Raw genomic sequence first — 17,478 nt, forward strand, 5'->3', positions numbered from 1 at the left:
GAAAACCGATAATTTGCGTATCGAAAATAAAGTCATTTAGCTAAATGTTCATCCACTATCGTTTTAACCGGGTTCGAAGCGGCAAATCGAATTTCCAAAGCCGACATTTCATCGTCGTGAAGAAGCAGGGAAAACCTCAACCTCTCCACCGAATACGGATATCCGGCCTGCAATCTGAATTTGTCTGCCCAAACAAACCAAAGGTCGTCTGAAACCGCATTTTTGAGTTTCAGACGACCTTATATATTTACTTTTCCCCTTCCCTACCAATGCGACGCCATATTGTCGCGGTGGATGAGTTCGTCTTCGTGGGCGTAGCCTAATTTTTCGGCGATGCGCTCGGACGGGGTTTGCAGGATTTTGACGGTTTCGCCGCTGCTGTAATTGGTGAGGCCGCGGGCGATTTCTTTGCCGTCGGTATCGAGGATGGCGACGAGTTCGCCGCGGTGGAAATGTCCGTCCGCGCGGATGCAGCCGACGGGCAGCAGGCTGGCGTGCTGTTCGGTCAGGGCTTTTGCCGCGCCGCTATCGACGGTCAGGCTGCCGGCAGTTTGGACGTGTCCGAGCAGCCATTGTTTGCGGGCGGCGACGCGGCTGTGCGCGCTGGTAAAGAGCGTGCCTATGCTTTCGCCTTGTTTGAGGCGGACGAGGACGTCGGGTTCGCCGCCCCATGCGACGACGGTGGCGGCTCCGCTGAGTGCGGCGCGTTTGGCGGCGGTGACTTTGGTGTACATGCCGCCTGTGCCGACACTGCTGCCTGCGCCGCCCGCCATGCTTTCGAGGTCGGGATGGTCGGCTGCGATGGTCGGAATCAGTTTGGCTTGCGGATTTTTGCGCGGGTCGCTGTCGTACAGGCCTTTTTGGTCGGTCAAAAGGACGAGGGCGTCGGCTTCGATGAGGTTGGTCACGAGCGCGCCGAGGGTGTCGTTGTCGCCGAGTTTGATTTCGTCGGTGGTAACAGTGTCGTTTTCGTTGATGACGGGAACGATGCCTTTGGACAACAGGGTTTGCAGGGTGCTGCGGGCGTTGAGGTAGCGGGTGCGGTTGCTCAGATCGTCGTGGGTGAGTAGGATTTGGGCGGTGCGGATGCCGTGCGGTCCAAACGCGGTTTCGTAGGCTTGGGCAATGCCGGTTTGCCCGACAGCGGCGGCGGCTTGCAGTTCGTTGATGGCGGTGGGGCGTTTGCTCCAGCCCAGTCGCTTGATGCCTTCGGCGATGGCGCCGCTGGAAACGAGGACGGTTTGTACGCCTTGTTTGCCCAATTCGGCGATTTGCGCCGCCCAGCGGTCGAGTGCGGCTTGGTCTATGCCTTTGCCGCCCGCGGTAACGAGGCTGGAGCCGACTTTGACGACGAGGGTGCGGATGTTGGAGAGGTTTTGCAGGGACATGGTTTTTCTCGTTTGTTCGGGGTGGCGGGATAGGCGGGAGGTCGTCTGAAAAGCTTATTCGCGGTTGCGCGCGTGCCAGAAATAACGCCATACGAAACAAGGGAAGGCGAATATCAGGTAGAGGCAGACTACGGTGGCGTAAAATTCCCAGTCTTGATGCTGAACCGCGCCGGCGCGGGATTCGAGAATGTAGGCGAGGACGGCGGTCAGGATGAAGCCTACCGCCAATTCGACGAGGTGATGCCCGATATGTTTGCGCTTGAGCTGGAATACACCGAAAAATTTGGTGGTAACGAAGGGGGCGTTGGCGAAGATGAGTGCCAATACCAAAAGGATGTACATGGATGCGGTCATGATGGTGTGTCTTTCTGTTTTCAGACGGCCTTTTTGATTCAAAAGGCCGTCTGAAAAAACAATCTTGAGCTGCGTATCTTAACAAAAACGGCAGCCTCTGACACGGCTGCCGTTTCGGTTCATCACTTTACAAGGTGTTTTCCAAAGCCCTAGCGCACCAGTCAATCACCGTTTGTGGCATGATGCCCCACAAAATCAGCAGGAACGCGTTGACGCTTAGGAAGAATTTGGCGACATAGTTGCTGCCAACGGGCTGGTCATGGGCAGATTCGTCGAAATACATGACCTTGACTACGCGCAGGTAGTAGAACGCGCCGATTAACGACATCACTACGGCGAACACGGCAAGTACGATGTATGTACTGCCCGCCATGGCGGCGTTTTGGGCGGTCGATGCGCTCAACAAAGCCTTAATCACGCCGAATTTGGCGTAAAAGCCCATCAGCGGCGGAATACCCGCCATCGAGAACATCGCCAGCAGCATCAGGAAGGCAAACCAGGCATGGCGTTGGTTCAAACCTGCCAAATCTTTGATTTCTTCACACTCGATATTGTCGGTGGACAATACCATCAATACGCCGAAACCGACCGCCGCCATCAGCGCATAAGTAATGGCGTAATACAAACCCGCCGCGAAACCGACCGCCCCCGCCATAAACGCCAGCAGGATGAAACCCATATGCGATATGGTGGAATAGGCAAGCATACGTTTGATGTTGGCCTGCATGATGGCGGCAAGGTTACCGATCAACAGCGATGCCACCGCCAACACGGCGAACATCTGCGACCAGTCGTGATGCACCGTTCCCAAACCGGTAACCAAGATGCGGAAGGCAAAGACGACGGCGGCAATTTTCGGCGCCGTACCGACAAACGCGGCGACGGATGTCGGCGCGCCGTGGTACACGTCGGGCACCCACATATGAAACGGCACCGCGCCCAGTTTGAACGCTACCGCCACAACGATAAACACCAGCCCCAGTTTCAACAGCCATTCGTTGGCAAGCTCGCTGTACGACGACGCCAAAACAGTGGCGAATTCCAGCGAACCCGTCGCGCCGTACACCATCGAAATACCGTAGAGCAACAGACCGGAAGCCAGCGCGCCCAAGACGAAATATTTGAGTGCGGCCTCGGCGGAGCGGCCGGAATCGCGGCGCAACGCAATCATGGCATAAAGCGACAGCGACAAAAGTTCCAAACCGATATAGGCGGTCAGGAAATGCGCCGCGCTCACCATCACGCTCATGCCTAACAGGGCAAACAGCGATAAAGTATAAAACTCGCCTTTAAAAATACCGCGCGCCTGATTATAGGGTTTGCTGTAAATAAACAGCCCGAAGGTCAGCCCGTACAACACCAGCTTGGACAGGCGCGACATACCGTCGGCGATATACATCCCGTGAAACGCCAGCGTACTGCCCTGCTCCCACACTGCCAGCTGCGTAACCGCTACGATAATAACGGTTCCCAAGCTCATCAGATGGGTCAGATAGCGGTTTTTATCGCTAATCCACAAATCTGCCAGCAATACAGCAATCAAGAGCGCAAACAGCACGATTTCGGGCATGGCAGGCATTAAGTTCAAATCAATCAAGTTCATTCGCACACCTCAAATCTTGCTTTGCGCCACATGGGCAATCAAATCGTTTGCCGCCTGATGCACCACTTCGATAAACGCCTGCGGATACAGGCCCATACCCAATACCGCAACCGCCAAAATCGCCAGAATCGCAAATTCGCGGCAGTTGATGTCTTTCATATCGGCAACGTGCGGATTACCGACCGCGCCGAAAATCACGCGCTTATACATCCACAGCGTGTAAGACGCACCGTAAATCAGCGTCAGCGCCGCCAGCGCGCCCACCCAGAAATTCACTTTGACCGAGCCCATAATCACCATAAACTCGCCCACGAAGCCCGAAGTCGCCGGCAGACCCGCGTTTGCCATCGCAAACAGCATCATAAACGCCGCAAACTTGGGCATCACGTTCACCACGCCGCCGTAATCGGCGATATTGCGCGTGTGCAGGCGGTCGTACATCACGCCGATACACATAAACATCGCCGCCGACACGAAACCGTGCGAAATCATCTGAATGACCGCGCCTTTCAACGCCCAGTCGTTCAACTGTCCGTTAATGAACAAGAACATCCCCAAGGTAACGAAACCCATATGGCTGATGGACGAATACGCCACCAGTTTTTTCATATCGGTCTGCACCAGCGCGACCATACCGATATACACCACCGCAATCAGACTCAACACGATGATGACCGGCGCGAAATAGCGCGACGCGTCGGGCAGAATCGGCAGGATGAAGCGCAAAAAGCCGTATGCGCCCAATTTCAGCGTGATCGCCGCCAATACTATCGAACCGCCGGTCGGCGCCTCAACGTGGGCATCCGGCAACCAAGTGTGCACGGGGAACATCGGCACTTTCACCGCAAACGACAGGAAAAACGCCACAAACAAAAGCTGTTGTACGCCCAGCGGAATCTGTTTGATGTTTTGGAAATCCTCAATCGCAAAGCCGCCGACTTGGTAAGACAGATACACAATCGCCACCAGCATCAGCAACGAACCCATCAGCGTATAGAGAAACAGCTTCACCGACGCATACACGCGGCGCGGACCGCCCCACACGCCGATAATCAGGTACAGCGGAATCAGCATACCCTCGAAGAACACATAAAACAGCAGGGCATCCCGCGCTGAGAACGCGCCGTTAATCAGGCCCGACATGATTAAAAACGCCGCCATATACTGCGCCGGACGCTTCTGAATCACTTCCCAACCCGCCAGCACCACCATCAACGTGATAAACGCGTTCAGAATGACAAACAGCACCGAAATACCGTCCACCCCCAACGAGTAGTTGATCCGCAAAAGCGGAATCCACTCGTGGAACTCGGTAAACTGATAGCCGCCGCTCAAACGGTCGAAACCCGTAAACAAGGGCAGCGTTACCAAGAAACCGGCAAGCGCACCGATTAAAGCGAGCACGCGGGCAAGCGGCGCACGGCTGTCCGGCCCCGTCGCCAAAACCAGCACGCCCGCAGCGATGGGTATCCATATTGCCAAGCTGAGTAGGTAGTTGGAAAACATAGTGGTTAACCTGTGGTTAAAATAAAAATATAGTTGTGTGGGTTGGTTTTTCAGACGACGTTTGACGTTTTAAGAGGCCGTCTGAAAGAAGGGATGAATACTCTCCCCCTTCTTTACTTACTCCCAATCAATATCTGTACGATTGCGATATTCTGCCTGTACTAAAACATCTAATTCAGCCAAATCTTTTATTTCTGACTGCATAGCTAGTAAAGCTCTTAACTTCATACTTAAATCAATATATTTGGAGCCTTCGCTTGCTCCTTTTGCAGACTTAAATTTATTTTCTTCTAAAAATTTTTTAATGGGAGCATTTAAAACAGGATATCTATCTGGATATTCTTGACAAAGCATTTCAGAAAAAACTGAACCACGAGTGGAAACCCCACATTCTTTTAGCCAATCAATTTGCTTGGCAACCACATTATCTCTCTCAGTAAGTGGAGCATCAAAAACTGATTGGATGGCAATGCATAATTTTCTAAAATCTGAAGACTTACCCGTCCTTTTCCACGTTTTATCTTGAAAACGATTGCCTACCCCTTCTCCTTTATTTTCGCTTTTCCAAGACCATAATTTATTAAATTCCCCATAAAAATCATTATTGTCTATTTTTCCTGCTGCACATTGCTTAATAAGATTTTTTAATTGATTACACACAGTTTGATGGTTTCTCATCTGCTTTCTCCGTGCCGCAATCAATTCTTGATTATAATTTGGCATCTCCATAAATAACTTATCCATCACTGATTGTCTAACAGTTGATTTCTTATAGTTAATTTCAGCTTCCTGATACTCCTCAAGCCAATCTTCCGATACTGGGATAGATTTCATCGCAATTTCATCAGCCCAAGATTTGGCTTTTATAAAATCCTGCTCAGAAATTTTAGTCAAAATATTTGCTTCATAATTGCTATTAAACGCAGCATGAGTCAAATTTGAAGAACCGATTAAAGCATAATATTCATTCTTATCATTCTTCCAAAATACAGCTTTAGGATGAAAACCCTGAATGCCTTGAGCTACCATCAATGTGAATTTCAAATGGGACGGAAGCCATTTCAACACTTTCCGAATAGCCTCTTTTTTAGACAATCCGAAATCTTGTCCAAAAATAAATTTAAACTCTTGCAATTTGCTATTGAGCTTATTTTTTACATCCCAATGAGTGAGATACGCAGAGAAAATATACAGCTCTACTGCCTCTGAAACAGCTTTCTCATATATTGAAATCAGTTCCTTATCATTTGATGTATCTGAATGTAAAAACAACTGCGTCATCTCTTCTTACTCCAACCTACAATTCCATTGCAGCCTGAAACCCTCTTTTCAGACGACCTCAAACACTGCCCTCTTTCTCGATCACCAAAATCCGCGCTTCGCCGCACGGATGGGCGACGTGTTCCGTGCCGATTCCTGCGTAGAAGATGTCGCCGCTTTTCAACCGAACGATGTGTTCTTCGCCGTTTTCTCGGTAGTGCATATCGACTTCGCCGTCCATCACGGCAAACACTTCCTCTCCGTCGTTGACGTGCCATTTGTAAGGCTGGTCCGTCCAGTGCAAACGCACGGTGGTGCCGTTCATATTGGCGATGTCGAGTGCGCCCCATGCGTGGGAAGCGGTAAATTCGGCGGAGCGGATGGTTTGTGTGTCGGGCATGGTTTCTCACATTTCTTTTTTCAGACGACCTCTACAAAACTATGAACAGGTCGTCTGAAACCCCGCCTTTATCTGAACAATCCCCAGAAAGTCATGCCGAGCAGGACCAATACGCCGAACACCATAGCGGCGGCGTAGGTGTAGATAAAGCCGGTTTGGACTTTGCGTATCTGAGCGGCAATCGCGCCAACCAGTTTGGCGGAGCCGTTGACGATGCCGTTGTCGATAATGGCGGTATCGCCGACTTTCCAGAAGAAGTTGCCCAATGCGCGCGTGCCTTTGGCGAAGACGTTGAAATACAGGGCGTCGAGGTAGTATTTGTTTTCAAACAAAACGTAAACCGGACGGAACGTCTGCGCGATTTTGGCGGGCAGGTGCGGCAGTTTGACGTACAAAAGCCATGCGCTCAATACGCCTGCGATAGCGAGATAAAGGACGGGCGAATGCAGGCTGTGCGACACCATCGCCAATGCGCCGTGGAACTCTTCCTTCATGATGTGCATGGTCGGATGCGCGTCGGCGTTGACGAAAATCACGTCTTTGAAGAAATCGCCGTAGAGCATGGGTTCGATGGCGATGTAGCCGATGATGACGGACGGAATCGCAAGCAGAATCAGCGGCAGGGTAACGACCAGCGGGCTTTCGTGCGGATTGTCGTTTTTGCCCAAGCCGTGATGTTCTTCGCCATGATGATCATCATGATGCTCAGGCAGGCTGCGCCATTTTTCTTCGCCGTGGAACACCATAAAGTATTGGCGGAACGCGTAAAACGCGGTAACGAACACGCTGGCGAGGACGGCGAAATAGGCAAAGCCGCTGCCCGGCAGGGTGCTGTATTTCGCCGCTTCGATAATCGAATCTTTGGAGTAGAAGCCGGAGAAGAATGGCGTACCGATCAGCGACAAGTTACCGATCAGCATGGTCAGCCAAGTAATCGGCATGTATTTTTTCAGATTGCCCATGTGGCGCATATCTTGGTCGTGGTGCATACCGATAATGGCGCTACCCGCCGCCAAGAACAGCAAGGCTTTAAAAAAGGCGTGGGTCATGACGTGGAACATCGCCACTGAATAGGCGGACGCGCCCAGAGCCACGGTCATATAGCCCAGTTGCGACAGGGTGGAATACGCAACCACGCGCTTGATGTCGTTTTGAATCACGCCCAAGAAGCCCATAAACAGGGCGGTAATCGCGCCGATAACCATAATGACCGACAGCGCAGTGCTGCTCATTTCGTAAATCGGCGACATACGCGACACCATGAACAGACCCGCCGTAACCATCGTCGCGGCGTGAATCAATGCGGAAATCGGCGTCGGACCCTCCATCGAATCGGGCAGCCAAACATGCAGCGGAAACTGCGCCGATTTACCCATCGCGCCCACAAACAGGAGCAGGCAAGTTACGGTAATCAAAGACCATTCCACACCGGGGAAAAGCTGGATGGTGGCATTTTGTACGTTGGGCAGATAGGCGAATACGTCCTGATAACGCAGGCTGCCGCCGAAATAGGCAAGCACCAAGCCGATACCGAGCAAAAAGCCGAAGTCGCCGACGCGGTTGATCAAAAAGGCTTTCAGGTTGGCAAAAATCGCGCTCGGACGTTTGAAATAGAAACCGATCAAGAGATACGACACCAAGCCCACCGCTTCCCAACCGAAGAAGAGCTGGACGAAGTTGTTGCTCATAATCAGCATCAACATGCTGAATGTAAACAAAGAAATATAGCTGAAGAAGCGTTGGTAGCCGACTTTTTCATCGTGCATATAGCCGATGGTGTAGATATGCACCATCAACGACACGCCCGTTACCACGACCATCATCATCGCCGTCATCGTATCGACCAAAAAGCCGACGGAAAAATCCAAACCGCCCATCGTCAGCCAAGTATAGACATTTTCGTCAAACTTAGCGCGGCTGCCGTCGATAAAGCCCCACAGCACATAAGCCGACAGCACGGCGGACACCGCCACGCCGAGTATCGTAACCGTATGCGCGCCGGCACGTCCGATTTTATTGCCGAACAAACCCGCAATCAGCGAGCCTGCCAACGGAACAAGGGCAATTGTCAAATATAAAGTCATATCGTTCATGATTACCCTTTCAACTCGTCCAAATCGGCAACATTAATCGTTTGTCGGTTACGGTACACCAGCACCATAATCGCCAAACCGATGGCGGATTCGGCAGCGGCGACGGTCAGTACGAAGAATACGAAAATCTGTCCGGCGGTATCGCCCAGATGCTGCGAGAAGGCGATAAAGTTGAAGTTTACCGCCAAGAGCATCAGCTCGATCGACATCAGCAAGACCAGCACGTTTTTGCGGTTCATAAAGATGCCCATCGCGCTGATACCGAACAGGAGCGCGCCCAATACCAGATAATGCGTCAAGGTAATCATGCTTTGCCCTCCTCTTTCGGCTTGAGGTCGTCTGAAACTTCGTTTTCTTCCGCAGATTCGGTTTGCGGTTTCACGGCTTCCATTTTCACCAAGCGCATACGGCCTTGGTCGGCGCGCACTTTAACTTGGTCGGCAGGATCCATACGTTTCGGATTGGTGGTTTTGCGGTGAACCAGCGCAATCGCCGCTACCATACCCAACAGCAGCAATACCGCCGCCAGTTCGAACGGCAGCAGATAATCGGTATAAATACGGCTGCCCAAATCGCGGATGTTGTTGTAATCCGCAGGAATGTCTTTCATCAAACCAAATGCGGCAAGGTCGGTTTTCGGGTTGACCAGAATCAGAATCAGGGCAACCGCCAACAGCGTACCGACCACACCGGCAACAGGCGCGTGCCGCCAGAAACCAGCGCGCATTTCCTCAATGTCGATATTCAACATCATCACGACGAACAGGAACAGCACCATCACGGCGCCGACATACACGACCACCAGCGTAACGCCCAAAAACTCCGCCTGCATCAGCATCCAAATCATCGCGCTCACGCAGAAGGTCAGCACCAGATGCAAAGCGGCGTGGACAGGGTTTTTCGCGGTAACGGTACGCAGCGCGCCGTATAAGACGATGGCGGCAAGGATATAGAACAGAATCGCGGAAAAAGTCATTCGTCTGCTCCTTAACGGTACGGCGCGTCGGCGGCTTTGCGCTTGGCGATTTCGGCTTCGTATTTGTCGCCGATTGCCAAGAGGATCGGCTTGGTCATGTGCAAGTCGCCTTTTTTCTCGCCGTGATATTCAAAAATATGGGTTTCCACAATCGCATCGGTCGGACAGGCTTCTTCGCAGAAGCCGCAGAAGATGCACTTGGTCAGGTCGATGTCGTAACGCTTGGTGCGGCGCGTGCCGTCTTCGCGTTCTTCAGATTCGATGTTGATCGCCATTGCCGGACACACCGCCTCGCACAATTTACACGCGATGCAGCGTTCCTCACCGTTCGGATACCGCCGCTGCGCGTGCAGGCCGCGGAAACGTACCGATTGCGGCGTTTTCTCTTCGGGGAAATAAATCGTGTCTTTGCGGGCGAAAAAGTTTTTGAGCGTTACACCCATACCTTTGACGAGTTCGCCGAGCAAGAAAGTTTTTACTAAATTAGCCATATTCTGTTCCCTCAAAACAGGGATTCCGTTAAATATTCAAAACTGCGTTTTCAGACGACCTTGATACGTCGTCTGAAACTTATTTCCACAAATTCAGCGGCGAAATCATCCACAGACCCAAAATCACAATATAGGCGAAGCCGATGGGAATCAGCACTTTCCAGCCCAAGCGCATGATTTGGTCGTAGCGGTAGCGCGGGAAGGTTGCACGAATCCACAGATACCAGTACAGCACCGCCGCCATTTTCACGAACATCCAGAATGCGGAAGGCGTGCCGATAATGCCCCAGCTTTGCGGGAAGGGGGACAGCCAGCCGCCGAGGAACATCAGCGAGGTCAGCGCGGCAATCAGGATCATGAAAATGTATTCGGCAAGGAAGAACAGCGCGAACGCAAAGCCGGAATATTCGACGTGGTGTCCGGCAACGATTTCAGATTCGCCCTCCGCCACGTCAAACGGTGCGCGGTTGGTTTCGGCAACGGCGGAAATCAGATAGACGATAAAGATTGGGAACAGCGGCAGCCAGTTCCACGAGAACACGGAACCGCCCGCGACGCCTTTTGCCTGCGCGGCGACAATGTCAGAGAAGTTCATGCTTCCCGACACCATCACGACGCACACCAGCGCGGCACTCATGGCAATCTCGTAGGAAATGCTTTGTGCGGAAGCACGCATTGCGCCTAGGAACGAATATTTGGAGTTGGAAGCCCAGCCCGCGATAATCACGCCGTAAACCGACAGCGAGGTAATCATCAGGATATACAAAAGACCGATATTGATATTGGTCAGCACCCATTCTTCGTTGAACGGAATCACTGCCCACGCCGCGAAAGACGGGGCGAGCGACATAATCGGGCCGATGTAGAACAGGGCTTTGTTTGACAGCTTCGGACGGGTAACTTCTTTAAACAAGAGTTTGAACACGTCGGCAAACGGCTGAATCAGACCCCACGGGCCAGTTACGTTCGGACCGACGCGAAGCTGCATAAAGCCGATGACTTTACGTTCGAAATACGTCAGGTAGGCGACGGTCAGAATCAGCGGAATCAGGATAATCACGATTTTGACGATGACGGATACCACCAAGCCCACGGTGATGCCCAAATCGCCCAGACCGAGCGTTGCGGCAAAGAGGTTTTGGAACCATTCCTGCATAATCAAGCTCCCGCCAGTTCAATAGTGTCCATCAACGCACCCAGCGCGGCATTTTCGGTATGCAGCGGCAGATACACCACGTTTTCAGGCAAACCGGCATCGGCTTTGACTGCAACCGATACGCTTGCGCCGTTTTGTTTGGCGACAGCGGTTTGTCCGTCTTGCAGGCCTAAACGCGCCAAAGTGTTCGGATTCACGCGCGCGGCAGGCACGGTGGCATGGCTGGTCGCTTGCAACGGCGCGGAACGGCGCACGATGGCATCGGTGTGATAAATACCGACTCCGCCCACGCGCACGAGGCGGCTTGAGGTCGTCTGAAAATCTTTTTGAGTCGATGCGGCACGGTTGCTCAGTTTGGACGGCAGGCTTTCCGCGTCCAACGCGTCTTTCAGAATCGCGGCGGTATCGTGGTATTCAAAGCCTTGCAGGTCAAACAGGTTGCCCAATACGCGCAACACTTTCCACAGCGGACGCGAGTCGCCGAAGCCCTGAACGACACCGTGGAAGGATTGCAGACGGCCTTCCATATTGATGAAGCTGCCCGATGTTTCGGTAAACGGCGCAATCGGCAACAATACGTCGCACACGTCCAGCAGTGTTTCGCTGACAAACGGCGTAAACGCCATCACGCTTTTCGCCTGTTTCAACGCGGCTACGGCTTTTGTGCCGTCCGCCGTATCGATTTCCGGTTCGACGTTGAGCAGCAAGACTGCCTGTTTCGGCGCGTTTGCCATTTCGGCAACGCTCTCGCCTGAGTTCACGCCCAATACGTCCGCACCGACGCTGTTGGCAGCCTGCGGCAAAATACCCAGCACCGCGCCGGTTGCGTCCGCCAGCTCTTGTGCGGCGGCGTAAATCGCAGCGTAATCGGGATGGTTTTGCACTTCCGCGCCCAAAATCACCGCTGCTTTTTCAGCGTTTTTCAGGCTCACGGTAATCGCGTTTTCCGCATCGGCAGACAGGTTTTTCAGACGACCTGCCCACTCGTCGGGATGCACCGCTTCCTGAGCCAGAAGCGGCATAAACAACTCTTCCTTGCTGCTTGCCAACACGCTCAAGGCCATGCGCTCTTTAGCAGCGCGACGTAGGCGGGCGGTCAGAAGCGGCTGTTCTTTGCGCAGGTTCGCACCGACCACCAGTACGGCTTCGTTGTCCGCCAGCGATTCGATACTTTGTCCCAGCCATTGCGCACCATTGAGGTCGTCTGAAAGACGTTTGTCCTGTTGGCGCAGACGGGTGGCGAAATTTTTAACGCCCAAACCGTCGGCGAGTTTTTTGGCCAGATACAGTTCTTCAACCGTATTCATCGGGTTCGCCCAAATGCCGACTTGGTTTTGGTTGCCGTCTTTGGCGATACATTCAATTGCGCTGCGGACATATTCCAACGCAGTTTTCCAATCCACGTCCATCCATTCGCCGCCCTGTTTGATTTTCGGGTTTTTCAGACGGCTTTCGTGATACAGGCCTTCGTAGGCGAAACGGTCGCGGTCGGACAGCCAGCATTCGTTAATCGCTTCGTTTTCCAGCGGCAGCACACGGCGGACGGTATGGTCTTTGGTTTGTACAATCAGGTTGCTGCCCAAAGCGTCATGGGCGGAAACGGATTTGCGGCGGTTCAGCTCCCAAGTACGCGCGTTGAAACGGAACGGTTTGCTGGTCAGCGCGCCGACGGGGCACAAATCGATGACGTTGCCCGACAGCTCGGTTTCCACCGCTTTGCCGATAAAGGGCATGATTTCGGAGTGTTCGCCGCGATTCGCCATCGCAATTTCTTGCAAGCCGGCGATTTCTTCGGTGAAACGTACGCAGCGAGTGCAGTGGATGCAGCGGCTCATTTCCTCGGCGGAAACCAAAGGCCCCATGTCTTTGCCGACGACGGAACGTTTTTCTTCGGTGTAGCGGCTGGTGGTTTTACCGTAGCCCACCGCCAAATCCTGCAACTGGCATTCGCCGCCTTGGTCGCAGGTCGGACAGTCGAGCGGATGGTTGATGAGCAGGAACTCCATCACACCTTCCTGCGCCTCGCGGGCCTTCGCCGAATGCGTGCGCACAATCATGCCGTCCGTTACCGGCGTGGCACAGGCGGGCAGCGGTTTGGGGGCCTTTTCCACATCCACCAGACACATACGGCAGTTGGCGGCGATGGAGAGCTTTTTGTGGTAACAGAAATGCGGAATATAAGTACCGAGCTTGTGCGCGGCCTCAATCACCGTCGCGCCCTGCTCCACAGATACCTGTTTGCCGTCGATTTCGATTTGTAACATGGTTCGTTCCTAGTTACGGGTATTTGATAAATAATTCTTTTAGAGGCCGTCTGAAAACTTAGCACCACTTATTCGGCTTCATCGGTCCGCCGTGTTCAATGTAATGCACAAATTCATCACGGAAATGCTTGGTAAAGCTGCGGACGGGGAAGACGGCGGCATCGGCGAGGGCGCAGATGGTGCGGCCTGCCATTTGGTTGCCGACGGAATCCAGCAAATCCAAGTCTTCCATGCGGCCTTTGCCTTCTACGATGCGGTGGACGATGCGGTAGAGCCAGCCGGTGCCTTCGCGGCAGGGGGTGCATTGGCCGCAGGATTCGTCGTAGTAGAAGTAGCTTAACCGTTCAAGGGCTTTGACCATGCACACGTCTTCATCCATCACGATAATCGCGCCGGAACCGAGCATCGAGCCGGCTTTGGAAATCGAGTCATAGTCCATATTGGTCTGCATCATGATATCGGCAGGCAAAACTGGCGCGGACGAACCGCCGGGAATGACGGCCTTGAGTTTTTTACCGCCGCGCATACCGCCCGCCATTTTCAGGATTTCGGCAAACGGCGTGCCTAGCGGCACTTCATAGTTGCCCGGACGCTCGACATGACCGGAAATACAGAACAATTTAGTACCGCCTGCATTCGGAATGCCTTTGTCGGCAAACGCCTGACCGCCGTCGCGGACGATAAACGGTACGGAAGCGAAGGTTTCGGTATTGTTGATGGTGGTCGGCTTGCCGTACAGGCCGAACGAGGCGGGGAACGGCGGTTTGAAGCGCGGCTGGCCTTTTTTGCCTTCCAGCGATTCGAGCAATGCGGTTTCTTCGCCGCAAATGTATGCGCCGTAGCCGTGGTGGGCGAAGAGTTCGAATTCGAAGTCCGAACCTAAAATATTTTTACCCAAAAAACCTGCGGCGCGCGCTTGAGCGAGTGCGGTTTCAAAGCGTTGATAACCTTCGAAAATTTCGCCGTGAATGTAGTTGTAGCCCGCTTTCGCACCCATCGCGTAACCGGCGATAATCATGCCTTCAATCAGGGCATGGGGGTTGAACATGATGATGTCGCGGTCTTTGAACGTACCCGGTTCGCCTTCGTCTGTGTTGCAGACGACGTATTTTTCGCCGGGGAAGGAACGGGGCATAAAGCTCCATTTCAAGCCGGTCGGAAAGCCCGCACCGCCGCGCCCGCGCAGACCGGAGGTTTTGACTTCGTCAATCACGTCGGTTTGCGAGATGTTTTCGGACAGGATTCTACGCAGCGCGCTGTAACCGCCGCGTTTGACGTATTCGTCCAATGTCCAGCAGTCGGGATTGGCGGTATCCACTTGGTCAAAAATCACGCCTGATTGGTAAATAGCCATTTTTGGTGTGCCTGTTCGTTTTCGTATCGGTTGCGGCCGCTGTTTCAGACGACCTTAAGATGTCTTTGTGTATCGGCTTGTAACGTCGTCTGAAATAAAATCTAGTTTATCAAATCGATATTTTCAGACGACCTTCTATTCGTTTTGGTTGGATCTCGACCACTTTACTTGTCTGCCGTCATTCCCGCGCAGGTGGGAATGACGGCATTTCGGTATTTTAGTAGGTCGGATTCTTGAATCCGACATTTTGCCTTTTTACCCACTCTGTCGGATACAAGTATCCGACCTACGTTTAAATCGTCGTTTCAGACGACCTATTCCAACTCCGCCAGTTTCTTCTCAATCGCCTCTTCAGTCATAAAGCTGCACATGCTGTGGTTGTTTACCAGCATAACGGGGGCATCGCCGCATGCGCCCATGCATTCGCCTTCGACGAGGGTGAATTTGCCGTCGGGCGTGGTTTCGCCGTAGCCGATACCGAGTTTTTTCTTCAGGTATTCGCCGGTATCCATGCCGCCACGGAGGGCGCAGGGCAGGTTGGTGCAGACGGTCAGTTTGTATTTGCCGACAGGCTCGAGGTCGTACATATTGTAGAAAGTGGCGACTTCGTATGCCTGCGCCGGCGTGATGCCGATATAGTCGGCAACAAAGGCGATGGTTTCGGGAGCGAGCCAGCCTTTTTCGGTTTGGGCAATGCGCAACGCGCCCATGATGGCGGAACGGCGTTGGTCGGCGGGATATTTCGCCAACTCGATGTCGATTTGTTTTAAGGATTCTGCGGATAACATTATCGGTCAACCTCCCCGAATACGATGTCCTGCGTACCAATGATGGCAACAACGTCGGCGAGCATGTGGCCTTTTGCCATTTCGTCCATGCCTTGCAGGTGGGCGAAGCCGGGTGCGCGGATTTTCAGGCGGTAGGGTTTGTTTGCGCCGTCTGAAATGATGTAAACGCCGAACTCGCCTTTCGGGTGTTCGACAGCGGTGTAGGTCTCGCCCTCGGGAACGTGCATACCCTCGGTGAAGAGTTTGAAATGGTGAATCAGGTCTTCCATGCCTGTTTTCATTTCGGTGCGTTTGGGCGGGGCGAATTTGTGGTTTGTGGTGATGACCGGGCCGGGATTGACGCGCAGCCAGTCGGCACATTGTTTGATAATACGTACGGATTGGCGCATTTCTTCCATACGGCAGAGGTAGCGGTCGTAGCAGTCGCCGTTGACGCCGACGGGGATGTCGAAATCCATTTGGTCGTACACTTCATACGGCTGTTTCTTACGCACGTCCCACTCCACGCCCGAACCGCGCAACATGACGCCGGTAAAGCCTTTCTGCATGGCGCGTTCGGGGGAGACAACGCCGATGCCGACGGTACGTTGTTTCCAGATGCGGTTGTCGGTCAGGAGAGTTTCGAGTGTGTCGATGTTTTTCGGGAAGCGTTCGCAGAAGGCGTCGATGAAGTCGAGCATGGTGCCTTCGCGGGATTCGTTGAGCTGCTTCAATACTTTGGCGTTGCGGAATTTGCTGCTCTCGTATTTGGGCATAAAGTCGGGCAGGTCGCGGTAAACGCCGCCGGGACGGAAGTAGGCTGCGTGCATACGCGCGCCGGAAACGGCTTCGTACAAGTCCATCAGCTCTTCGCGGTCGCGGAAGGCGTAAAGGATGGCGGTCATCGCGCCGATGTCGAATGCGTGCGAACCGATGCCCATCAGGTGATTGAGGATACGCGTTACTTCGGCGAACATCACTCGGATGTATTGGGCGCGAATAGGCACATCAATTCCGGCGAGTTTTTCTACTGCCAAGCAGTATGCCTGCTCATTGACCATCATGGAAACGTAATCCAGCCTGTCCATATAAGGCAGGGCTTGCAGGTAGGTTTTGGTTTCCGCCAGTTTTTCGGTGCCTCGGTGCAGGAGGCCGATATGCGGGTCGGCACGGACGATTTGTTCGCCGTCCAACTCCAAAATCATACGCAATACGCCGTGCGCCGCAGGGTGTTGCGGGCCGAAGTTGATGGTGTAGTTTCTTAATTTATTGGCCACCGTAGTTCTCCTCACGGACGATACGCGGCGTGATTTCGCGCGGCTCGATGGTAACAGGTTGGTAAATCACGCGTTTTTGTTCTTCGTCGTAACGCATTTCCACATAGCCGGAAATCGGGAAGTCTTTGCGGAACGGATGTCCGACGAAGCCGTAATCGGTCAGGATGCGGCGCAGGTCGGGATGGTTGTTGAACATAATGCCGTACAAATCGAAGGCTTCGCGCTCGTACCAATCCGCGCTGTTGTAAACGGGAACCACGGATTCGATCACGGGGAAATCGTCGTCTGAAACCCAGACGCGCACACGGATGCGCTGATTGTTTTTAACGGAAAGAAGCTGGCTGACAACGGCGAAACGTTTGCCCTGCCATGCTTCGTTTTTGTAAGTGCTGTAATCGACGCCGCATAAATCAACCAAAAGCTCGAAATGCAGTTCTTCACGGTCGCGCAACGTAGTCATCACTGAAACATAGTGCTCGGGCAGACACTCAACGGTAATCTCGCCCAAAGCGGAAATGACTTTGCTTGCCTGATTGCCCAAAACGCGGCTGACGGTATCGTATAAGTTTTGAATGCTTGCCATATCGTC

General features: G+C 53.1%; 16 protein-coding genes. All 16 read right to left on the minus strand.

The genetic code is table 11. The features are described 5' to 3' along the window. Nucleotides 1-263: 263 nt before the first annotated feature. Nucleotides 264-1,388 (minus strand): glutamate 5-kinase, encoded by a 1,125-nt coding sequence (locus NM96_10950; protein AVR79771.1) that lies wholly within the window; start codon nucleotides 1,386-1,388, stop codon nucleotides 264-266. A gap of 54 nt (nucleotides 1,389-1,442) precedes the next feature. Further along, the gene (locus tag NM96_10955) at nucleotides 1,443-1,742 is read right to left on the minus strand and encodes a DUF2818 domain-containing protein (GenBank protein AVR80328.1); all 300 of its coding nucleotides are present in this window, start codon (nucleotides 1,740-1,742) and stop codon (nucleotides 1,443-1,445) included. Between the two features lie 127 nt (nucleotides 1,743-1,869). Continuing rightward, a complete protein-coding gene (locus NM96_10960) occupies nucleotides 1,870-3,345 on the minus strand; it encodes an NADH-quinone oxidoreductase subunit NuoN (protein AVR79772.1) in 1,476 nt (491 codons plus the stop codon). Nucleotides 3,346-3,354: 9 nt separating this feature from the next. Continuing rightward, nucleotides 3,355-4,851, minus strand: a complete 1,497-nt coding sequence (locus NM96_10965) for an NADH-quinone oxidoreductase subunit M (GenBank protein ID AVR79773.1) — start codon at nucleotides 4,849-4,851, stop codon at nucleotides 3,355-3,357. 117 nt (nucleotides 4,852-4,968) lie between these two features. Further along, on the minus strand, nucleotides 4,969-6,132 hold the full coding sequence (locus NM96_10970) for a hypothetical protein (GenBank protein ID AVR79774.1): 1,164 nt from the start codon (nucleotides 6,130-6,132) through the stop codon (nucleotides 4,969-4,971). Between the two features lie 58 nt (nucleotides 6,133-6,190). Continuing rightward, a complete protein-coding gene (locus NM96_10975; protein ID AVR79775.1) occupies nucleotides 6,191-6,511 on the minus strand; it encodes a cupin in 321 nt (106 codons plus the stop codon). 68 nt (nucleotides 6,512-6,579) lie between these two features. Beyond that, on the minus strand, nucleotides 6,580-8,604 hold the full coding sequence (locus NM96_10980; protein AVR79776.1) for an NADH-quinone oxidoreductase subunit L: 2,025 nt from the start codon (nucleotides 8,602-8,604) through the stop codon (nucleotides 6,580-6,582). A 2-nt stretch (nucleotides 8,605-8,606) separates the two neighbouring features. Further along, the gene (locus NM96_10985; protein AVR79777.1) at nucleotides 8,607-8,912 is read right to left on the minus strand and encodes an NADH-quinone oxidoreductase subunit NuoK; all 306 of its coding nucleotides are present in this window, start codon (nucleotides 8,910-8,912) and stop codon (nucleotides 8,607-8,609) included. Continuing rightward, on the minus strand, nucleotides 8,909-9,580 hold the full coding sequence (locus tag NM96_10990; GenBank protein AVR79778.1) for an NADH-quinone oxidoreductase subunit J: 672 nt from the start codon (nucleotides 9,578-9,580) through the stop codon (nucleotides 8,909-8,911). The genes NM96_10985 and NM96_10990 overlap by 4 nt, the downstream gene beginning before the upstream one ends. 11 nt (nucleotides 9,581-9,591) lie before the next feature. Continuing rightward, nucleotides 9,592-10,071 carry an NADH-quinone oxidoreductase subunit I gene (locus NM96_10995; GenBank protein ID AVR79779.1) on the minus strand — a complete coding sequence of 160 codons (480 nt, stop codon included), beginning with the start codon at nucleotides 10,069-10,071 and terminating at the stop codon, nucleotides 9,592-9,594. A 79-nt stretch (nucleotides 10,072-10,150) separates the two neighbouring features. Continuing rightward, nucleotides 10,151-11,227, minus strand: coding sequence for an NADH-quinone oxidoreductase subunit NuoH (locus NM96_11000; protein ID AVR79780.1), 1,077 nt, complete (start codon nucleotides 11,225-11,227; stop codon nucleotides 10,151-10,153). 2 nt (nucleotides 11,228-11,229) lie between these two features. After that, nucleotides 11,230-13,491 carry an NADH-quinone oxidoreductase subunit G gene (locus NM96_11005; GenBank protein AVR79781.1) on the minus strand — a complete coding sequence of 754 codons (2,262 nt, stop codon included), beginning with the start codon at nucleotides 13,489-13,491 and terminating at the stop codon, nucleotides 11,230-11,232. 58 nt (nucleotides 13,492-13,549) lie between these two features. Next, nucleotides 13,550-14,845, minus strand: a complete 1,296-nt coding sequence (locus tag NM96_11010; GenBank protein ID AVR79782.1) for an NADH oxidoreductase (quinone) subunit F — start codon at nucleotides 14,843-14,845, stop codon at nucleotides 13,550-13,552. 314 nt (nucleotides 14,846-15,159) lie between these two features. Then, nucleotides 15,160-15,633, minus strand: a complete 474-nt coding sequence (locus tag NM96_11015) for an NADH-quinone oxidoreductase subunit NuoE (GenBank protein ID AVR79783.1) — start codon at nucleotides 15,631-15,633, stop codon at nucleotides 15,160-15,162. Further along, the gene (locus NM96_11020) at nucleotides 15,633-16,889 is read right to left on the minus strand and encodes an NADH dehydrogenase (quinone) subunit D (protein ID AVR79784.1); all 1,257 of its coding nucleotides are present in this window, start codon (nucleotides 16,887-16,889) and stop codon (nucleotides 15,633-15,635) included. Before NM96_11020 ends, NM96_11015 begins: the two co-directional genes overlap by 1 nt. Then, a complete protein-coding gene (locus NM96_11025) occupies nucleotides 16,879-17,472 on the minus strand; it encodes an NADH-quinone oxidoreductase subunit C (GenBank protein ID AVR79785.1) in 594 nt (197 codons plus the stop codon). Before NM96_11025 ends, NM96_11020 begins: the two co-directional genes overlap by 11 nt. Nucleotides 17,473-17,478 lie beyond the last annotated feature (6 nt).

This window comes from Neisseria mucosa (assembly GCA_003028315.1).
In the GTDB taxonomy this organism is placed as follows: Bacteria; Pseudomonadota; Gammaproteobacteria; order Burkholderiales; family Neisseriaceae; genus Neisseria; species Neisseria mucosa.